The sequence below is a fragment of the Dyella japonica A8 genome, assembly GCF_000725385.1.
GTDB classification, from domain to species: domain Bacteria; phylum Pseudomonadota; class Gammaproteobacteria; order Xanthomonadales; family Rhodanobacteraceae; genus Dyella; species Dyella japonica_C.
Genome location: NZ_CP008884.1, coordinates 2,637,653 through 2,658,203 on the forward strand (window position 1 = coordinate 2,637,653; position 20,551 = coordinate 2,658,203).

The window sequence follows — 20,551 nt, forward strand, 5'->3', positions numbered from 1 at the left end:
TATGTCCCCAGTCATATGTCCGCGGGCGAATGCAGTCGGAGGTCAGCTGTCGTCGCGAACCCGGCGGAACCAGATGGCGCCGGCGATCAGTGCCGCGCCCGCCGCCACGCCGATCCACAGGTTGGGCGAGGCGAGCAGGCCGTAGGTGTGGACGGGGGACAGCGCGCCCAGCGGGTTATTGTCCATGCCGTTCATGCCGTCGAAGCCGTGCATGTCGAACATCAGGGCGGAGCCCGGGAACACGCTGAGCAGCCCGCGCAGGACGATGTTGACCCAGAACCACTCCGTGGGCAGGTTGAACAGGCCCATGATGCCGAACCAGCTCACCAGCACGCCGAGCACCACCGGCACCGCCACCGCCCACAGGAAGGGCTTGCTGCGTGCACCGGACGAGCAGAGCATCAGCCAGCCGACGGCGGGCAGGGCCCACAGTGCATACAGCGGGATGTTGCTCACCAACGATGCGATGGCCCGCAACGGGTGGGAGAGGGTGAGCAGCTGCCATGCGTTGACGCCATGGAACGACAGCACGATAGCGAACAGCACCAGTTGCAGCAGTCCGCAGGCGATGCTTACCGCCACGGCGATCACCGGGGCAACGAGGGCCGCGCTGGCCACCTTCGACAGGACCGTGCTGGTGTTGGACACCGGCAGCGACTTCCAGAACAGCACGCTGCGGTCGCGGCGGTCGTCGTAGAGCGAGCCGAGGCAGTAGAACAGCACCACGATGCCCATGACGATGCCGATCAGGCCCATCGAGGAGATCATGGCGATATCGGCGGCTGCGCCGACCTGGGCCAGGTCACCGGCATCGGCGTGGCGCATCATCATGCCGATGTCGTTGCCGCCGATCTGTATGCCGTGGCGGGCTCTCAGCACTTCGGCCGTGATGATGGCCATGATGTTGAGGACCAGGAAAACGCTGCCGGTCACCACCGGGGCCCACAGGAAGCCGCCGCGGTGTTCCCAGAATTCGCGCTTGAGCAGCCAATAGAAGGTGTTGTTCATGCGTAGGTCCCCTTCATGGTGGCGACGAACAGGTCGCTGACGGTCGGCCGGCGTACTTCGCCCATGCTTTCCAGCGTGGCGCGGTCGGCGCCGTCGAACAGGAAGATGCTCTTGCCGAACACCTGCCGCTCATCCAGCGGCTTCATGCTGCGCGCGGTGGCCGCCTTGTCGGCGCTTACCATGACTTCGGCGAATCGCTCGCCCACGGTATCCATGTCGGTGTCCAGCACGATCTTGCCGTCGCGGATGAACATCAGGTCGGTGAGGATGTGTTCGATCTCCTCGACCTGGTGTGTGGTGACGATGATGGTCTTGTCCTCGTCGAAATAATCTTCCAGCAGGCTCTGGTAGAACTGCTTGCGGTAGAGGATATCCAGGCCCAGCGTGGGTTCGTCCAGCACCAGCAGGCGGGCGTCGATGGCCATCACCAGGGCCAGGTGCAACTGCACGATCATGCCCTTGGACATCTGCTTCACGCGCTGGTTGGGCGTGAGCTTGGTGCGTGCAAGGAAAGCCTCGCACTTGCTGCGGTTGAAGCGCGGGTGCACGTGGGCCACGAAATCGATGGCCTCGCTTACCCGGATCCAGCGGGGCAGCACCGCCACGTCGGCGATGAAGCACACCTGTTCCATCAGCTTGTCGCGCTGGGTGCGCGGGTCGAAGCCCAGCACGTTCAGCTCGCCCTTGAAGTCGGTCAGGCCGAGGATGGCCTTGAGCGCCGTGGTCTTGCCGGCGCCGTTGGGCCCGATCAGGCCCACGATGCGGCCGGACTCGATGCGGAAGCTGACGTCGTCCAGCGCTAGCGCATTCTTGTAGGCCTTGGTGAGGCCGTTGGCCGTCACGACCGCGTTCATGGTTGGCTCCCTTCCGGGCCGACCGGGCTTTCCGGCGCTTCGCGCAACAGTGTCTTCAGGTCCAACCCGAGGCGCTGCAGCCTGGCGTAGAGCGCGGGCCATTCTTCGCGAAGGAAGCGCTCGCGCTCGGACTTGAGCAGTGCCTCCCTGGCTCCATCGATGACGAACATGCCCAATCCCCTCCTTTTTTCCACCAGTTGATCGTCGACCAGTTCCTGGTACGCCTTGGACACGGTGAGCGGATTGATTTGGAAATCCGCTGCAACCTGGCGTACTGACGGCAGCGGGTCGCCCTCGTTCAAGGCGCCGTCCAGAATCATCGCCACCACGCGTTCGCGGAGCTGGCGGTAAATCGGGACGCTGTCGTTCCAGGTAATGGTCATACGGTTATTCCTTGCTGATACGGCCGAGCTTGGTGCTGCCAAACGAATAGTAGGGCATGGCCAGCTGGCTCCCGAGCTTCGCGCTGGCGCTCTCCGGAGCGAGCAGCGGCGAGACGGTCAGGGTGCCGACGGTGGCATCGGCCAACAGGGCGGCGGCGCGCAGGTCCTCGGCCGAGGGGTGGACCACCACCGGAGCCAGGTCGATGACCTTGACGCCGTTGATCTCACTGGCGGGGAGACTGTAGACGTTGGAGTGGATGGCGGCCAGGCCAGCCGTGGTGAACAGAGCGGCGGCGGTCAGAGCTAGCAGGTTGTTCGCTTTCATGGCGGGTCTCCTTTAGTGACCTCGTGGACCGGTGTTGTAGTGAACTATAACACCAGAATAGAAACCGTCAATAGGAACGTCTGAAATTCGCAACATGACTGATGGCCTATAAGCCTGAACGAGCCCCGGGGCAGGCCTGGGTCCGGGAGGTGGCGCTCATGTTCCCTGGCGGGGCTTGGCGGCGGCAGGGCTGGTCATCAGGTATCGCGGGTGACAGGCATCACGCCATGCCATCACCCCATGCCATCACCCCAGGCCATCACCCCACGCGCGCGCCCGGCGGCGTGCTTCAATGACGCATCCCATGCGGAAGGAATGCTCCATGGATGTCGGTCTGGCCGGACGCGTCGTTGTCGTCACCGGGGCAAGCAAGGGCATCGGCTTCGCCTGTGCGCTGGCGTTCGCGCGCGAAGGGGCGAAGGTGGTCGGCGTGTCGCGCGACCTGGCTCACCTGCATGCCGCGCAACATGACCTGCAGCGCGAAGGACTGCACCTGGAGGTCGCCGCCGCCGACCTGCGCGAGAGCGTGGCGGCGCAAATGGTGGCCGAATACATCGAGAACGAATTCGGGCCGATCGACGTGCTGGTGAACTGTGCCGGCGCGGCCCGCCGCACGCCGCCCGCCGAGCTTCACGCCGATGCCATGCACGCCGCGATGCAGGCGAAGTACTTCACCTATATGCACATGATCGACCCGGTGATCCGGCGCATGGCGGCGCGAGGCCACGGCAGCATCGTGAACGTGGTGGGGCAGGGCGGGCGACAGGCCAGTCCGCTGCATATCGCCGGCGGCGCGGCCAATGCGGCGTTGATGCTTGCCTCGGTGGGTTATGCCAAGGCGTATGCGGCCAAGGGCGTGCGCGTGAATGTGATCAACCCCGGCCTGACCCGCACCGGGCGCGTGCAGGAGGGGCTCGATGCGGAATCGCGGGCGAGCGGGCGTCCCGCCGAAGAGATCCTCGCGGGGCAGCTGGCCGAGATTCCCCTGGGGCGCATGGCCGATCCACACGAGGTCGCCAACGTCGCCTTGTTCCTTGCTTCGCCGCTGGCCAGCTACGTCACCGGCGCCGTGATTCCGATGGATGGCGGCAAGACCAGCGTGATCTGAGGCCCGCACGGCCGCCGCGATGCGCCGTGCGATACCAGGCGGCATTCGCATTTAGCTGCGTCGCGCCGCCTGCATGGGCTGTTGCCGGAAACGCACAGGGCATGGCAGTTCACATTCCTTTTATGCCGGTTTCTTTAATCGTTTCACGCGAGTGACGATGTTTGTTGCGCGGGTGCGTGAAGGGGCGAGCCGCCAGGTTTCACGCGCCGCGTCACTGCTTCACCGGAAGTCCGTCGGTACGTGACGTATCGCCACGGAGTGGAGAAGCATCATCGTCGGCAGGGGCATGAGCGTGGAGGCGCTGCAACAGCCCGGATGCGGCATGGCATGCGCCCGGGGTTTCCGCGGATCGTGTGGGTTCGTTGATCAAGGCAGGAACGCAGGACAACGGGATCCGCCGCGTGGGCTGCCCCGTCGACCGATGTTCCGCCGCTGACCCAAGGCAACCATTCCATGCGGCCATTTCGTCACGTCTGGTTGGGGCTGTTGATTGCGGGTTGTTGGATGGCGCTGGGCGCCCAGGCCGTGGCCGTCGAGGACGCGGCCCGCAATGCCGCGCCAGCCGCAACGCGGGGCCAGCCGGCATCCGCTGCGTCAGCGTCCGCCGTCGCCCATGACAATGAAGCCGCCGCGACGCCGGCCGGTGTCGCCCGCGACCTCACGCTGAAGCAGATGGGCGCTTACGGCTCCATCAAGTTGCGGGGACAGGATCCCAACGGCAGCTTGAATGTCTCCGTGCGCAACGACGAAGTGGTGACGGGCGCCAAGCTGCACCTGGTCTACACCTACTCGCCTTCGCTGATCTACTCGCTGTCACACCTGAAGGTGTTCCTCAACGGCGAAGTCGTCGCCACCTTGCCGATGGACAAGGAGACGGCGGGGCAGACCGTCAGCAGGGATGTCGCGCTGGATCCTCGCCTGTTTACCGACTTCAACCGCATCGGCCTGCAGATGATCGCGCACTACACGCTCGATCACTGCGAGGATCCGTATCACTCCTCCCTGTGGACGGATATCAGCCCCGATACATCGCTGACCCTGACCACGTCGCAGATCGGCCTGCCCAACAGCCTCGCGCTGTTGCCGGCACCGTTCTTCGACCGCCGCGACAACCGGCCGCTGGTGCTGCCCTTCGTGCTGCCCGCGCATGCGGATGCGCCGACCCTGCGCGCGGCCGGCGTGGTGTCGTCCTGGTTCGGCGCGCTCGCCGGCTGGCGTGGCGCACGCTTCCCGGTGGCCAATACGTCACCCGCCGATACGCATGCCATCGTCTTTGCGTTGCCCAACGCCATGCCGGAGGGCGTGAAGATCGACGAGATCAAAGGCCCCACGGTGATCGTGATGCCCAACCCGGCCAGCCCGCCGGAGTCCGGTCGCAAGCTGCTCGTGCTCGCCGGCCGCGACACGAAGGAGCTGCAGGACGCCGTCCATGCGCTGGTGCTCGGCCAGGTCGGCATGTCCGGTGACCAGGCCATCGTCAAATCGGTGGACCTCGGGCCCGAACGCCGCCCCTACGATGCGCCGAACTGGGCGCCTGTCGACCGGCAGGTGAGCTTCAAGGAGCTGGTGACCGATCCGGGGCAACTGGAGGCGTCCGGCTTCAACCCGCCCGCCATCCGCGTGGACGTGCGCTTGCCGCCCGACCTGTTCGCATGGGCGCGGCACAGCGTGCCGTTGAACGTGCACTACCGTTACACGGCGCCTTCCAACTACAACGACTCGGTGCTCAACATCGGCGTCAACGACCAGTTGTTGCGTTCGGTGCGCCTGCGTCCGGCCGATCCCTCAGGTGTCGAGCGCCAGTTCAACGTGCCGCTGTTGTCAGGCTCGGAGGCGCGTGGTGCGGAGGAGATCCGCGTGCCGGCGCTGCGCATCGGCAGCACCAACCAGTTCCAGTTCCAGTTCCACATGGATTCGCAGAAGACCGGGCTATGCGCCTCCGCGGCGCCCGACAGCACGCGCGCCGCGGTCGATCCGGATTCGACCATCGATTTCAGCCAGTTCGTGCACTACACGGCCATGCCGAACCTGGCGTTCTTCGCCACCAGCGGCTTCCCGTTCACCCGCATGGCCGACCTGGCCGACACCGCCGTGGTGATGTCCGACACGCCGGATGCGCACGAGCAGGAAGCCATGCTCACCATGCTGGGCCAGATGGGGCGCTGGAGCGGGCTGCCCGCATTGCGCATGTCGCTGGTGCCGGCCAGCGCGGTGGAATCCGTGCGTGGCCGCGACCTGCTGGTGATCGGCACCGGTACGGCGGGCGAGCTGATGGCCAAATGGGGCAAGGACCTGCCCATGCTGATTCAGCGCAGCGAGAACGAACTGTCGCTGCGCGAGCCGTCGGATCGCCTGCGGAGCAATGCACCGACCGGACGCGCGGCGATGAGCGTCAACGGACCCACGGCAGCCTTCGTGGCTTTCCAGTCACCTTATGCGAAGGGCAGGAGCGTGGTGGCGCTGGCGGCCAACACATCCGATCGCCTGGGCGACCTGACGGACGTGCTGGGCGATGACGCACGGGTGCACGAGGTAAGCGGCGACCTGGCCGTGGTGCGACAGAAGATCGTCGTGGGGCTCACCGTGGGTGACACGTATTACGTGGGGCACCTGCCGTGGTATGCGTGGCTGTGGGTGCATATTTCCAGGTACCCGGCGTTGATGGCCATTGCCGGCATCCTCGCGGGCCTGTTCGTGGCCTTGACGGTGTTCTGGGCATTGGGTCGGCTCGCCGCGCGTCGCCTGGAAAGGTGATCCATGCGACGCCGTTCGACGTCATTCCTGCGCGTGCTATGGGCCACTACCGCGATGCTCGCATCGTGTAGCGCGCTGGCGGCATCCTGCGCGTGGCCCGACTGGGATCAGTTCCGGCAGCACACCGTGAGCGCGAATGGCCGCGTGATCGACGCGAGCACGCCGGAGCAGGTCACCGTCTCCGAAGGGCAGGCCTACGCGCTGTTCTTCGCGCTGGTGGCCAATGACCGCGCCACCTTCGATCGCCTGCTCCACTGGACACAGAACAACCTCGCGCAGGGCGACCTGACCAAACACCTGCCCGCATGGCATTGGGGGCGCCGCGACACAAAGCCCGGCGATGCGGCGCCAAGCTGGGGCGTGCTGGACGGCAACCCCGCCTCCGACGCGGATATCTGGATCGCCTACACGCTGCTCGAAGCAGGGCGCCTGTGGCACGAGCGCAGCTATACCGCACTGGGCACCGTGATGGCGCGCGCCATCGTGGCGCAGGAAACCGCCGTGTTGCCGGGGCTGGGGCGCACCGTGCTGCCGGGGCCCGTGGGTTTTCATCCGCAGGATCACGTGTGGCGGCTCAACCCCAGCTATGTCCCGCTGCAGGTCATGCGCCGCATGGCCAGTGCATTGCCCGAGCAGAGCGAATGGAAGGCCATGCTGGATAGCTCGTCGACGCTGGTCACCGGCACCGCGCCGCACGGCTACTCGCCGGACTGGGTGATCTACACCAGCGGCAAGGGCTTTGGCCCGGACGACGCCACCAAGGCGGAGAGTGCGTACAACGCGATCCGCGTCTACCTGTGGGCCGGCATGCTGGCGCCGGATGCGCAAGGCCGCGCGTCCGTGCTCGATACCTTCAGGCCGCTCGCGGATTTCGTGGCGGCGCACGGTTTCCCGCCCGAGCGCGTGGACACGCAGACCGGCACGCCTGCAAGCAACGAAGGCAACGCGGGCTTTTCCGCCGCTGTGGCGCCGTATCTGGCGGCGCTGGGGCGCAGCGACCTGGCGCAGTCACAGGTGCAGCGCGCGCGCCGGCTCGCGGCGCAGTCGCCGCTGGGCTACTACAGCCAGGTGCTGGCGCTGTTCGGCCTTGGCTATCTCGACGGCTTGTATCGCTTCGATGCGGATGGCGCCGTCATTCCCGCCTGGACATCCACGTGCCCCGCGTCGCACTGAGCGATCTGTTCGCACCTGCCATCGTGCTGGTGATCGCCAGTAGCGCGATGCCGGCGATGGCGCAGTCCCATGCACCGGCGCCGAGCCCGCAGATGAAGCAGTTGCTGGATTCGGCGCGCGTGTGGCAATCCAAGAACCGGCCCGACATGGCGCGCGGCATCGTGGAAAAGGCCCTGCTCATCGATCCCACGCAGCCGGATGCGATGGCGATGATGGGACAGATCGAGTTGAGCTCCAACCGGCCCGTCGAGGCCGGCAAGTGGCTTCAACAGCTGCAGAAGCTCTACCCGACCTATCCGGCCACGCTGGCGCTGGCCGACCAGTACCGGCTGGCCACCACGGACAAGATGGCGCTCGCCCAGGCGCGGCTGGATGCACGCACGGGCAAATCCGCCGAGGCATGGGCAAAGATGCAGGCGCTGTTCCCGCGTGGCGCGCCCAGCGGGCCGATGGCCCGCGACTATTACCGCGCCATGGCGTCGGCGGGGCAGCGCGATCGTGCGCTGAACGAACTGCGCGAGCGCGTGCGGCAAAACCCCGACGACCTCGGCCTGGCCCTGATCCTGGCCGACATGCTGACGGACCGCGGCGACACGCGCATGGAAGGCCTGGACATCATCTATCGCATCTACCAGCGACCGGATGCCAACCGGCCAGAGGCGCTGGAGCTGTGGCGGCGCGCGCTCAACAGCGCCGGCGCGGACGATCCCGCTTATTACGTGTGGTACCAGCGCTACCTCAAGGAAGCCCCCGACGATGCCAGCGCCAGGGCCGCGCTCGCCGCGTTGGCGAAAAAGGGCGGCGCGACCTACGTGCCTCCTCCCAAGGGCGCGACCACCGCCGGCACGGCATCGAGTGCGGGCAAACCCTCACCGACGGCGCGGCAAGGTGCGGCGCTTGGCGAGCAAGGCCTGGCGAAACTGCGCGAAGGACGCCACGACGACGCACGCGCCCTGTTCGCACGCGCGCTGAAGCTGGACCCCGACAACGCCGGCAAGTGGCGCAGCCTGATGGCCACCGCCACGTTCTGGGGGACGCTGGCAAAGGCGCGCGCCGCCAACGAGCAGGGGCATCCTGCGCAGGGCGAAGCGCTGGCGCGCGACGCGCTGCGGCAGCAGCCCAACCAGGTCGATGCAAAGAAGGTGTTGGCGACCTCGCTGATGGCGCAGGAGAAATGGCCGGAAGCCGAAGCGCTGCTGCGCCCCATGGTGGACGCGAAGCCGCCGGATATCGATGCGCTGGAGATGCTCGCCAAAGTCTGGATCGCGACGAATCGCACCGGCGAGATCACGCCGCTGCTCGCGCAGGTGGAGCAGCGCTACCAAGGGGCCGGCGACGCGATGGTCAAACTGCGCGCGCAGCTGCTTTCCATCGAAGCCGATCAGCTCATTGCCGAAGGCAAGAGCGGCGCCGCCGTGCTGAAGCTGGAAGATGCCGTGCGCCTGCGGCCACAGGACGCCTGGCTGCGCTACACGCTGGCGCGCCAGTATCTGGATCTGGGGCTTCCCGCGCTGGGACGTTCGGTGATGGAGGATGGCGTGCGTTATGCCGCGACGCCGGACATGCGCTATGCCACCGCGCTCTATCTCAACGCGCTGGATGACGTCGATGGCGCCAGCGCGGTGCTGGCTGCTGTGCCAGAAGGGCAGCGCTCCCAGGGCATGCGCGAGCTGGCGGCGAACCTCAAGGCGCAGCGCGACCTGCGCGAGGCGCGGCAGCTGGAGGCCCAGGGACGACGGCAAGAGGCTGGGGCGTTGCTCGATCGCATCGCCATGAACGTGCGCAACGACCCACAGATGCTGGCCAGCGTCGGCCGCGAGTGGATCGCGCTGGGCGAACCGGACAAGGGCCTGGCACTGGTGCGCGACTGGCTCGATGCGCACCCGGATGATCCCGCCATCGGCGTGCGCCTGCGGTATGGCGAGCTGCTGGCCTCGGCCAATCGCGACGACGCATTGCGTTCGTGGATCGCCGATGCGCGTACGCGCCCTGGCGTTACCGCCGAACAGCAGGCGCTCTTCGACGATCAGCTGCTGCGCTTGTCGCTGCGCACCGCAGAGCGGCAGATCCAGGCCGGCGATCTCGCCGCTGCCGGTCGCACGCTGGACGCCGTGCCGGAGGCGGGCAAGAAGGACAAGCGCTGGTTGCTCACGCAAGCGGACCTTCGCGAGGCGCGTGGCGATTACCGTGGCGCGGAAGACGCCGCCCGCACGGTGCTGGTCGGTCATCCCGGCGACGCCGATGCGCGACTCACCATCGCGCGCATGGAAGAACGCATGGGGCATCGCCAGGCCGCGCAGGACATCATCGACCAGGTCCTGGCCGACACCGCGCCGGACGATGTCGATACCCGCCTGGCCATCGCCCGTCGCTACACCGCCATCGGGCGCAACGCGCAGGCGCGTGCGGTGGTCGATCCCTTGCGGCAGCAGTATCTGGGGCGGTCCGACGTCACCATGCAAGCCGGCCGCATCGCGCAATCGCAAGGGCATTACGACGACGCGGCGCAGCTTTATCGCAGCGCGTTGACGCAGGAGCAGGGCGAAGGCGATACGCCGAGCCCTGTCGATGGGCTGACCTCGGCGCAACGTGCCTTGCAGGGGCTGCAGGATCGCCGGCAAGGGCAGGTGGCTACCGCCGTCATCCAGTCCAACGAGTCGGGCAGCAGCGGCATGTCGCGGCTGGACGCGACGGAGATCCCCGTCTACCTGCGCATACCCGACGGCTACACCGGCCATTATTTCTTCCATGCGGACACCGTGCTGCTCCATGCGGGCACCTTGCCGGCGGACCAGTTCGATCCCGCCTACAAGTTCGGCAAGATCGCCGCGCTCGGCAATGCCGGGCTGCATCCCGTGGACCAGACTGACAAGGGCGTGGCGCTGGCGGCGGGCTATGACTTCAACGGCGCGAACCATACCTGGCGCGCCGACATCGGCACCTCGCCGGTGGGCTTCACGGTCAGCAACATCCTGGGTGGCTTGCTCTACCGGCATGATTTCTACAGTTCATCGCTCACGCTGGACGTATCGCGCCGGCCCGTGACCAGCAGCCTTGTGTCGTATGCGGGCGCGCGCGATCCGGCCACCGGCGAAAGCTGGGGCGGCGTGGTGCGTAGCGGCGTCACGGTGCGCGGCGCGCAGGACTGGGGGCGCAGCACGCTGTTCGCCTCGGTCGGCTTTGGCGTGCTCACCGGCAAGAACACCGAAACCAATCACGAGTTCAAGGTGCGCAGCGGCGTCGACCTGCCGGTGTATGTCAGTACCGACCAGCGCTTTTCCAGCGGCCTGGTGGTGAACTACTGGAGCTACTCGAACAACCAGCACTTCTACACGTTCGGCAACGGCGGCTACTACAGCCCGGGGAAGTACGTTTCCGTCTCCATTCCGCTGGATTGGACCGGCCGCTACAAGCGCTGGGCCTGGGAGCTGGAAGCCTCGGTGGGTAACTCGTGGACGCGCGAGGACAGCGCGCCGTACTTCCCCACGCGCCCGGACCTGCAGGCACAAGCCGTTGCCCGCATGGCCGCGGCGGGTCTCGGCTCGCCGTATTTCGGCACCGGTACCGGCGGCGGCTTCAGCTACACCGTGGCGGGCGCGCTGGAATACCGGCTCACGCCGCACTGGGTGATCGGCTCGCGCTTCAAGCTCGACCGTTCACGCGACTACGCACCCAACCTTGGCACGATCTATCTGCGCTACTTCTTTGACCGGCAGCGATTGCCGGTGCCGTACCCGCCTGATCCGGTCAAGCCGTACTCCGCGTACTGAACCGGCACACTGAAACCCTGGGACGAGAGCCGTGGCGAACCTTCCTCCACAACCTTCCGAATCGACCGACCGCGCCGCGTCGCGGGCGCGCCTGCGGCTGAACCAGTCGCTGGCCATCGAAGGGTTGCCCTCGTCGCTGTCGGCGCTGGCCACGGGGTGCGTCTATGCGGTGTACGCCAGCCGCTCGCCCGCGCGCGATGCGCTGTACTGGAAGACCGCCGCCAACGCCTTGCTCACGCCGGTGACGGTGCTCTCCACGCGTTCCGCCGCCGACATCACCTACGCCCTGCGCCAGCAAGGCGTGGATATCGACCAGGCAGGCGCGGTGCACCCACGCTCCAACGTCTGCTCGCTGCGCTTGTCGCCCAACCGCGACGGCTGCGACGTGCTGATGGAAGCGCTGCAATCGCTGTCCGAGCAATGCGCCGCCCCGGCCAGTCAGTTCCTGCTCGAAGGCGTGGCGGCGTGTTTCGCCTGGCATGACCGCGCCGCGCTGATCCGCCAGGGTGCCGCGCTTGCCGGCTGGTGTGCGCAGACGCGCCACACGGTGCTGCTGGTCATGCTGCCGCCTTTGGTCGAGGAAAGCGGCGACTTCCGTCCGCTCACCGACTTCCAGATCCAGTTCGCCGGGGCTGCGCAGCTGGTGCACGAGCAGGGCGAGTTCCGTTGGGAGGTTGCCTTCTGGCGCGACAACTACGGCGCCTTGTCGGCCAGCGAATCCATTCCGTTGCGCTTCTCCGCCACCGATCACCGGTTGGTCGCGATGATGGACGGTGATCGGGAAAACGGCGAAGGCATCGGCATGCTCGCGCCCGACGAGTCGGTGGTGATGGTGTCGCACGATGCCGTGGCCCACGAACGCGCGATGCCCAAGTCGTGGCAGGTGCTGGCCGACAACGAGGCGCTGGTGATGGCCGCGAGCCGCACCGTGGCCGCCACGGTGATCCTGCATTACGGCATCAACGAAAGCCTGGCGACGCTGGCCAAGCAGGTGAACTTCCTGCGCCGTCAGTGCGGCAAGGCACTGAAGATCCTCATCCGCGAAGACAACGTCAGCATCCGCTACGAACTGCTGATGCTCACGCTGGGCGCCAACGCCATCCTGCCGCGCAACATGCCGATGGCGCAGGTGGAGATTGCCGTGGATGGCGTGCAGGGGCAGTTGTTCTCGCGCCCGGTGCCGGACGATTACCGCAGCGCGCTCTCCGCCGCCATGCGCGATACCACCACGGGCTATGTGCCGCCCCGGCGTTTCATCGAACTGGTGCGCGAGGCGGTGGAGCGCAGCCGGCCGATCCGGCTGCCCAATGTGCTGCTGCGCCTGCCGCTGGAACATGACGTGGCGGGCATCGATGCGCTCAAGGCATGCCACATCCGCCGCGCCGGCGACCTGTGCACGGCCAGCGGCGACAGCCTTTACCTGTTCTTCTTCGCCTGCCACGTGGACAACGCCAGCAAGGCGATGGAGCGGGTGTTCGATATTCCCTTGTCCGACCTGTTCCGCGGCGAGCTGCGCAGCGGCGACCGCGATACGATCTTCGCCGCGCTCGACGAACTCGACGACGAGATCGCCGAGCTGCCGCCACCCGATTACACCGGACTGATCGAACCGGTGGACCCGATGGCGCCGGAAGCCGCCGAGCCGGCCATCGACGCGCCCGGACCACATGCGGCTGACGATGACACGGCAGAGGACCTGTCCATACTTGGCAAGCCTGCGGCCCCGCCGGGCGAGGCCGCCAGGGCACCGCGCACGGCGCACCCGGCGTCGCTGCCCCTGAAGGCGCGGGGGTGAGGCGGCCATGAACACCTTCATCAACTTCTTCATCTGGGGATTGATCATCGCGGCGCCGCTGTGGTGGTTGTGGTGGCGATTCCGCCTGGGCTACTGGCTGGCGCGTTCGCGCTCGCTGTTCCGCCGCCGTGCCGTGCAGTTGCCGTCCCAGCTCGAAGGGTTGGTCATCCGCGGCAAGCGCGTGGGCAGCCCGGGGAGGAAGGCATGAAGACCATCGCCATCGTTTCCTCCGTCGGCGGCGCGGGACGCACAATGCTCACCGCCTCACTGGCGGGCCTGCTGATGGCGCGCAAGCATCCCGCACTTGCGGTGGAGTGCGATCCGCGCAACGTGCTCACGTTCTATTGCGGCTGGCGCACGCCCGCACGGCAAGGACTGGTGTCGCACATCCTCGGGCCAGCCGACGACTGGAGTGACGCGGCCCTGCAGACCGACGACGGTGTGTTGTGGCTGCCGTGGGGCGGGGCGCGCGACGATGGGCGAGGGCCGGAGGGTGAGACTTCCGTCGCTGTCGCGGCGGCCCTGTACAGACAACCGGCCTGGTTGCGTGACCTGCTGACCCGCATCGACCTGCCGGGGCACGGCGTGGCCCTGGTCGATACACCGGCCTGGCCATCGGTGCATGCGACGCAAGCCATGGCCGCCGCCGACCTGGTGCTGGTGGTACTGCCACCCACGCCGCTGGCCTGCGCCACGCTGCCGCGCCTGCGCAGCGAACTGAAGGCGCTGGGCAAGCAGGCCGTCTATGTGGCCAATGCGGTATCGCCGGCATCGCGGCTGCACACCGACATCCTCGCGCTGCTGCGCGACACGCTGGGCGCGGAGCTATCGGCCTATCGCGTGCATGCGGATGCGGGCATTCCCGAATCGCTGGCGCGCAACGAGAGCTTCGTGCAGAGCTCGCCGCATTCGCAGGCGGCCCACGACATGCAGGGCCTTGCCACCTGGTTGTCGAACTGGATCCGTACCGCGTCGCCATCGCTCGCGTCCGCACGTGGAGGCAACGCATGAACCGGCTGGCGCCCGCGTCCTGGCGGTCACGCCTGCGGCCGCTGCTGGCGCAGCAGCTTGGTGTGAACTCCGATGCGGATCGCGGCATGTGGCTACTGCGACTGGTGTTCCGCGCGCCGCCCCCGGGGCAGCGCGACTGGCCGGCGCACGGGGTGAAGCGGCTGAGCCAGTATCTTCGCCTCGCGCTTGCGGTGGGGCACGACGAAGGCGCCGCGACCTGGCTCAAGCGCCTGTTTTTCCGCCCGCGTCGCCGACGCGTGCATCTGGCCGCGAACCTGCGCAGCGTGCGCCACCAGCGCGGCACGCGTCGACGTTCGATGCTGCTGGGGCGCATCGGCCAATGGCTGGCGCCGGTGCACGGCGTCATGAACCGGGCAGGGCAGGCCGTGTCTTCCCGATTGCCTGGCGTGCCCTGGGCGCGTATCAGCGAACGGGTGAACCACTGGTCGTCCGGACTGGACCGCGTCCCGCACCTGAAGCAGGTCATCCTGTTGCTGGCCTTCCTGGTGGCCGTCGCCTTCTGGACGACGCCCCTGCCCATCGAGGCCCAGTTCCGCCTGTTCATCCTGGTGTGCGCGGTGATGATCGTGGCCCGGCGCATTCCGGGCCGATGGCCGACCATGCTGATGGTGTCGCTGTCGATCCTGATGACGGGGCGCTACATGTGGTGGCGCATCACGCAGACGCTCCATTTCGCCGCGCCGATCGAGGCCATCTTCGGCTACATCCTGTTCGCGGCGGAGATCTACACCTGGATCGTGCTGTTCTTCGGCTACATCCAGACGGCATGGCCGCTGAACCGGCAGCCCAAGCCGCTGCCGGAAGACACCGACAGCTGGCCCACGGTGGACGTCTATATCCCGACCTACAACGAGCCGTTGTCGGTGGTGAGCCCGGCGGTGCTGGCCGCCAAGAGCATGGACTGGCCGCGCGACAAGCTGCGCGTCTACCTGCTGGACGACGGCAGCCGCGAGGAATTCAACCGCTTCGCCAACGAGGTGGGCGTGGGCTATATCACGCGTGAGGAACACCGTTTCGCCAAGGCCGGCAACATCAATCACGCCTTGTCGATGACCAGCGGCGAGTTCGTCGCCATCTTCGATTGCGACCATATTCCGACCCGCTCCTTCCTGCAGACCACGATGGGTGAGTTCATCGCCGATCCCAAGTGCGCGATGGTGCAGACGCCCCACCATTTCTTCTCGCCGGATCCGTTCGAGCGCAACTACGACACCTTCCTGCGCGTCCCCAACGAGGGCAGCCTGTTCTATGGCCTGATCCAGGACGGCAACGATTTCTGGAACGCTACCTTCTTCTGCGGCTCCTGCGCGGTGATCCGGCGCGCGCCGCTGATGGAAGTGGGCGGCATTGCCGTGGAAACCGTGACCGAGGATGCGCATACCTCGCTGAAGATCCACCGCCGTGGCTACCGCACCGCCTACCTGCGCATCGTGCAGGCCGCGGGCCTGGCCACCGAGAGCCTGTCGGGCCACATCGGCCAGCGCATCCGCTGGGCGCGCGGCATGTCGCAGATCTTCCGCATCGACAACCCGTGGCTGCGCAAGGGCCTCACCTTCTTCCAGCGCATCTGCTACAGCAACGCGATGCTGCATTTTTTCTACGGCATTCCGCGCCTGATCTTTCTTTCCATGCCGTGCGCTTTCCTGTTCTTTGGCCTGCACGTGTTCGGTGCGGATGCCATTTCAGTGATGGCTTACGTGTTCCCCTACCTGTTCGTGTCGGGACTGGCCAATTCACGCATCCAGGGCCAGTACCGCCATTCCTTCTGGGCGGAGGTCTACGAATCGGTGTTGGCCTGGTACACCGTGCTGCCCACCACCATCGCCTTCATCAACCCCAGCAAGGGCAAGTTCAACGTCACGGCCAAGGGCGGCCTGATCGAGCAGGAGTACCTGGACTGGGCCACCTCCAAGCCCTACGTGTGGCTGCTGGCGATCAACCTGGCCGGCCTGGTGGCGGGGCTGGTGCGCATTTTCACCGTGCAGCGCGACGAGCCGGTCACGGTGCTGATGAACATGGTGTGGTCGCTGTTCAACGTGGCCATGCTGGGCGCGGCGGTGGGCGTGGCGAAGGAAGCGAAGCAGGTGCGTGTTTCCCACCACGTGCCATTGCGCGTGCCGGCCACGCTGGTGCTCGCGGACGGCAAGACCATCGCCTGCCACACGGAGAATTATTCGACGGGCGGCCTGGGCATCGTGCTTCCGGCGGAGCTGGCGCTGGAACGGGGCGAGGGGCTTGGCGTGGCCTTGTCGCGCGGCGATACGGACTACTACTTTCCCGCGGTGGTGGCGCGTTACAGCGGCCTGCACCTTGGCCTCAAGTTCGAGGAATGGTCGTACGAGAACGAAACCCAGTTGATCCAGTGCACCTTCGGCCGCGCCGATGCATGGGTTCGCTGGGAAGAGGAACTGGTGCCCGACGCCCCCTTGCACAGCTTCGTGGAGGTGATCGAGATGGGCTACCAGGGCGTGCTGCGGCTGTTCGATGCCTGCCTGGATGCCGCGGAAGCCGTCGTGGTGCGCAAACCGCGCCAGCCGGGTCAATGAGGTAACGCATGGGATTCTGGAACCTCTACTTCATCGCGGTGCTCTACCTGGCCTGGGCGGGCGACATCCAGCCGGTCTGGTGGCTCAACCTGCTGTTCGCGCTGGCCTTGCTGGTACCGCTGCACAAGCGCTGGCAGAGCGTGACGCGGCAGGTGCTGGCCGTGCTCGCGGGCGGTGCCTTGCTCTATTACCAGTCGAACCTGCCGCCATTCGCGTATGTGCTCAGGCAGATCCCCGGGCTGGCCTCGTTCTCGCCCGGCTACATGATGGAGCTGTTGCGGCGCGTGTTCCGGCCGGCCATGGTGTACATCCCCATTCTTGTCGCGGTGATCTACGCCATCGTCAACCGCTGGGTGCGCGTGACCACCTTCGTGTTGCTGGCACTGGTGATTTTCCCGTTGTGGCAGGGCATGGGCACGCTGATCGCCCGGTCCGGCCAGCCGCAGGGCTACGCGGCCAATCCGCGTGCCGACGCGAGCATCGTCAACGCGGGCGCCGAGGGCTCCACCGGGAGCTACGACGAGCAGCTGGCCGCGTTCCATCATGCGGAGAAGAGCCGCCGCGTGGCGTTCTTCCCGCAGAGTGCGGACAAGGATGCGCAGTTCGACATCATCGTCATCCACGTCTGTTCGCTGTCGTGGGACGATCTGGATGTCGCCAACATGCGCGACAACCCGCTGTTCGACAAGTTCGACTACGTGTTCAAGAACTTCAGCAGCGCGGCGAGCTACAGCGGGCCGGCGGCCATCCGCCTGTTGCGCGCGTCCTGCGGGCAGCAGGCCCACCAGGAGTTGTACAGTGCCGATGCCGCGGACTGCCATGTGTTTGCCGACCTTGCCGCGGCCGGCTACGACGTGCAGTTCATGATGAACCACAACGGCCGGTTCGATGACTTCGTCGGCCTGATCCAGCGCGAGATCGGCCGTCCCGGCATCCAGCCGCAGTCGGTCGATGGCCTGCCACCTTTCATGAGGGAGTTCGATGGCTCCCAGCTCGTCAACGATTACGACGCGCTGGCCCGGTGGTACCAGCAGCAGGCCGCCAAGGGTGGCGGCCCGGTCGCGCTGTACTACAACACGGTGACGATGCACGACGGCAATCGCCTGCCAGGCAACAACCTCACCAGCCTGCAGTCCTACCCCATCCGCCTGACGCGGCTGCTCAACGACATCGACCGCTTCACCGAAGTGATCGCCAGTTCCGGCCGCAAGGCAGTGGTGATCTTCGTGCCCGAGCACGGCGCCGCGTTGCGCGGCGACGCGGGACAGATCGCCGGCCTGCGCGAAGTTCCCTCGCCGCACATCATCCATGTTCCCGTGGGCGTGCGGCTGATCGGCCTGCCGGCGGACAAGGCGCCTTCGGGACATGCCGTTGCCATCGATACGCCCACCAGCTACCTCGCGCTGGCGCAGCTGGTGTCGAACCTGGTGGCCAACAGTCCTTTCAAGACCCATGCGCCAGCGCTGGACCAGTACGCGCGCGACCTGCCGCAGACGCGGCTGGTGGGCGAGAACGACACCACGGTCACCCTGGGCACGGCCAATGGCTACGTGATCCACACCCCCGACGGCGTGTGGATGGAGGGCAAGTGATGAACGCACCGCAGGACGCCAACCCCAGCCTGTCGCCCAGCGACATCGAAACCTACGCGAGCTACGTGCCCGGCATGGATGCGGCACGCTACTACGACAGCCAGGCGGCGGACCTGCAGGCGGCGGCGCGCAGGCGCTGGCCGCTGCTGGCCGATGTGCTGTATCCGCACGACGCAGGCCCCGGGCGCCAGGAATGACTCAGGCTGTCGGGGCGGCCTCGGTGCGGTCGCGGCCGTTCTGCTTGGCGCGGTAGAGCAGGGCGTCGGCCTCGCGGAACAGGGCTTCCATGTCGATCTCCTTGCCCGCCTCGCGGCGTGCGCAGGCAAGGCCGATGCTGACGGTGAAGCCAAAGGACTGGCCATCGGTCGCCACTACTGTCTCGTCGTGCAGGCGCAGCCGGAGGCGCTCTGCCAGTGCATGGGCCACTTCCGGCGACTGCACGCGCAGGAGGATGACGAATTCCTCGCCGCCGAAACGCGCGACGATGTCATCGGCACGCACGGTATCGCGGCACACGGCCGCCAGCATCACCAGCGCCTTGTCGCCGCTTTCGTGGCCGTAGGTGTCGTTCACGCGCTTGAAGCGGTCGATGTCCAGCATCATCAGCGCGATCACCGAATCGCTTCCGCGCTGGTCGGCCAGCAGCACGCGGGCGCGACTCTCCAGTGCGCGGCGATTGAGCAGGCCGGTGAGGGCATCGGTTTCGGCCATGGTCTGCAATTCATCGATCAGGCGCTGCCGTTCCAGCTCCAATTGCACGCGCTTGGCGTCGTTCTGCTTGAGCACGTTCAGCGCACTGAACAGCTCCTGCATTTCGTTGCCGTAGTGTTCGCGGGGAAGCTCGGCCGTGGCATCGCCCGAAGCTATGGCAAGGATGAACCGCCGTGCCTCGGCGACGGGCTGGATGATCCTCTCGCGGAACCGCCAGATGATGAGCAGCAACATCGCGGTCAACACCGCGGCGAGGGTGCCGCTGGCGATCAGGTAGATAACGTGCCGGCGCAGGCTGCCGTCGATGGTCTTGCCCGCCAGCACCAGCGCGTCGTCCCGAAACTGGTTGATCGGCGTGATGTAGGCCCCGTAGGTTTCGGTGAGCTCGATGGGTGACTCGGGCAAGCCATCCGGGTGGCCGACCTGCTGCCGTACACGCTCGAGCATGGCAAGGGCATCGCCGAAGTAGCGCTGGTCGAGCTCGGCGTAGTCGGCCTGGAGCCTCGACGGCAGCACCCGGATGCTGGGCTGCAGCAGCGAACGCAGTTGCTCGATCCTGCCCAGCGTGCGCGCGATGCCGAAGAGTTCCTTGTCGCTCAAGGCGCGTCGCGACACGATCGCCGGGCCAAATTGCGACACGATCATCCCGGCCTGTTCGCGCAGCAGGCCCGACAAGCGCGCAACCAGGAGATAGCTCTGCACGTCGGCGTTCTGGCGAACCACACCGAGGGCGCCGATTTCGGCAATCGACGACAGGCGGGGTATCACGCTCGACAGGCGGGCGAACCCGTCGAGCAGCGCTTCGTCGGTACGCGGCTTGTGGATGATGGCATCCAGGTTCTCGCGCGCCGCCACCAGCTGCTCGTGCGCGTGCTCCCAGGCCGGCATGTGCGCGGCGCAGTTGCCGCATTCGGGGTCGCGCAGGGCCGCCTCCAGCGCGAGCATGCGCGCATCGGTGGCCTGTCGCGCGGTCTTCAGGGCAAGCACCCACGGCTGCGGCTCGGGTTCCCCCAGTACCGACACGGCGTAGGTTGGGCGGCGTTCGCTGGACACGTCGGCCATGGCGCCCAGCGCGGCACTCAGTACGTTGAATTCCTTCTTCGCCTCGCGGGCATCCCGGTAGCCCTTCCACTGCATGGCGAACAGGGCCAGCACCAGCGCCACCACCAGCAGGTAGAGCATGGCGGCGAAATAACGGAAGCGGCGGTTGATCGATTCGCTTGGTGGCAGCGTGGAGGGCATGCGTTCCTGTCGTCCGGAAGAAAGTGATCCACCGCCGCGGCTTCGCCCACGACAGCCCGTGACGGACGCGGATGCTTGCCTGCCCCGGCGCCAGTCCCCCTGTTCCCGGCGCACAGTGTCGGTGGCTCCCCGTGATGGCTCCGTGGGTGGCAAGCCATCCACGTGCGTGAAGGATTTTTGACATCGTTCCCGCCTGTCGGCCCTCGTCCGCCGGGCGCATCGAGCGGTAGCGCTCCGCGGTGGAACTTCCTCCCCGGC

General features: G+C 66.8%; 15 protein-coding genes. 10 read left to right on the forward strand and 5 right to left on the reverse strand.

Annotated elements, in window-relative coordinates:
• Positions 1 to 42: 42 nt before the first annotated feature.
• Genes HY57_RS11025 through HY57_RS11040 form a run of 4 tightly spaced genes read right to left on the reverse strand, consistent with a single transcriptional unit; the run spans position 43 to position 2,570 of the window.
• Entirely contained in the window at positions 43 to 1,008 is a 966-nt protein-coding gene (locus tag HY57_RS11025; RefSeq protein ID WP_019466920.1) for a hypothetical protein, read from the reverse strand.
• Complete coding sequence (locus HY57_RS11030; RefSeq protein ID WP_019466921.1) at positions 1,005 to 1,862, reverse strand: ABC transporter ATP-binding protein; 858 nt, start codon at positions 1,860 to 1,862, stop codon at positions 1,005 to 1,007. Before HY57_RS11030 ends, HY57_RS11025 begins: the two co-directional genes overlap by 4 nt.
• Positions 1,859 to 2,245: a GntR family transcriptional regulator gene (locus tag HY57_RS11035; RefSeq protein WP_019466922.1), complete on the reverse strand. Its 387-nt coding sequence runs from the start codon at positions 2,243 to 2,245 to the stop codon at positions 1,859 to 1,861. The genes HY57_RS11030 and HY57_RS11035 overlap by 4 nt, the downstream gene beginning before the upstream one ends.
• 4 nt (positions 2,246 to 2,249) lie before the next feature.
• Positions 2,250 to 2,570 (reverse strand): hypothetical protein, encoded by a 321-nt coding sequence (locus tag HY57_RS11040; protein WP_019466923.1) that lies wholly within the window; start codon positions 2,568 to 2,570, stop codon positions 2,250 to 2,252.
• Between the two features lie 322 nt (positions 2,571 to 2,892).
• On the opposite strand from HY57_RS11040, the gene HY57_RS11045 reads away from it, so the two are divergent.
• The 10 genes from HY57_RS11045 (at position 2,893) to HY57_RS11090 (ending at position 18,537) form a co-directional block, all read left to right on the forward strand.
• Complete coding sequence (locus HY57_RS11045) at positions 2,893 to 3,678, forward strand: SDR family NAD(P)-dependent oxidoreductase (protein ID WP_019466924.1); 786 nt, start codon at positions 2,893 to 2,895, stop codon at positions 3,676 to 3,678.
• A 453-nt stretch (positions 3,679 to 4,131) separates the two neighbouring features.
• Positions 4,132 to 6,432 (forward strand): cellulose biosynthesis cyclic di-GMP-binding regulatory protein BcsB, encoded by a 2,301-nt coding sequence (gene bcsB / locus HY57_RS11050; protein WP_026034215.1) that lies wholly within the window; start codon positions 4,132 to 4,134, stop codon positions 6,430 to 6,432.
• Positions 6,433 to 6,435: 3 nt separating this feature from the next.
• Positions 6,436 to 7,605 (forward strand): cellulose synthase complex periplasmic endoglucanase BcsZ, encoded by a 1,170-nt coding sequence (gene bcsZ, locus HY57_RS11055; protein WP_019466926.1) that lies wholly within the window; start codon positions 6,436 to 6,438, stop codon positions 7,603 to 7,605.
• The gene (locus HY57_RS11060; protein ID WP_019466927.1) at positions 7,587 to 11,375 is read left to right on the forward strand and encodes a cellulose biosynthesis protein BcsC; all 3,789 of its coding nucleotides are present in this window, start codon (positions 7,587 to 7,589) and stop codon (positions 11,373 to 11,375) included. The genes bcsZ and HY57_RS11060 overlap by 19 nt, the downstream gene beginning before the upstream one ends.
• A 31-nt stretch (positions 11,376 to 11,406) precedes the next feature.
• Positions 11,407 to 13,170 (forward strand): cellulose biosynthesis protein BcsE, encoded by a 1,764-nt coding sequence (gene bcsE / locus HY57_RS11065; protein WP_019466928.1) that lies wholly within the window; start codon positions 11,407 to 11,409, stop codon positions 13,168 to 13,170.
• A 7-nt stretch (positions 13,171 to 13,177) separates the two neighbouring features.
• Positions 13,178 to 13,378 carry a hypothetical protein gene (locus HY57_RS11070; RefSeq protein ID WP_019466929.1) on the forward strand — a complete coding sequence of 67 codons (201 nt, stop codon included), beginning with the start codon at positions 13,178 to 13,180 and terminating at the stop codon, positions 13,376 to 13,378.
• The gene (gene bcsQ / locus HY57_RS11075; RefSeq protein WP_019466930.1) at positions 13,375 to 14,181 is read left to right on the forward strand and encodes a cellulose biosynthesis protein BcsQ; all 807 of its coding nucleotides are present in this window, start codon (positions 13,375 to 13,377) and stop codon (positions 14,179 to 14,181) included. The genes HY57_RS11070 and bcsQ overlap by 4 nt, the downstream gene beginning before the upstream one ends.
• Positions 14,178 to 16,748 carry a UDP-forming cellulose synthase catalytic subunit gene (gene bcsA, locus HY57_RS11080; RefSeq protein WP_019466931.1) on the forward strand — a complete coding sequence of 857 codons (2,571 nt, stop codon included), beginning with the start codon at positions 14,178 to 14,180 and terminating at the stop codon, positions 16,746 to 16,748. The genes bcsQ and bcsA overlap by 4 nt, the downstream gene beginning before the upstream one ends.
• 8 nt (positions 16,749 to 16,756) lie before the next feature.
• Positions 16,757 to 18,340: a cellulose biosynthesis protein BcsG gene (gene bcsG, locus HY57_RS11085; protein WP_019466932.1), complete on the forward strand. Its 1,584-nt coding sequence runs from the start codon at positions 16,757 to 16,759 to the stop codon at positions 18,338 to 18,340.
• The gene (locus HY57_RS11090) at positions 18,340 to 18,537 is read left to right on the forward strand and encodes a BcsR/BcsP family cellulose biosynthesis protein (protein ID WP_019466933.1); all 198 of its coding nucleotides are present in this window, start codon (positions 18,340 to 18,342) and stop codon (positions 18,535 to 18,537) included. The genes bcsG and HY57_RS11090 overlap by 1 nt, the downstream gene beginning before the upstream one ends.
• Before the next feature lies 1 nt (position 18,538).
• Here HY57_RS11090 and HY57_RS11095 read toward each other — a convergent pair whose 3' ends face one another.
• Entirely contained in the window at positions 18,539 to 20,293 is a 1,755-nt protein-coding gene (locus HY57_RS11095; protein ID WP_019466934.1) for a diguanylate cyclase, read from the reverse strand.
• Between the last annotated feature and the right edge of the window lie 258 nt (positions 20,294 to 20,551).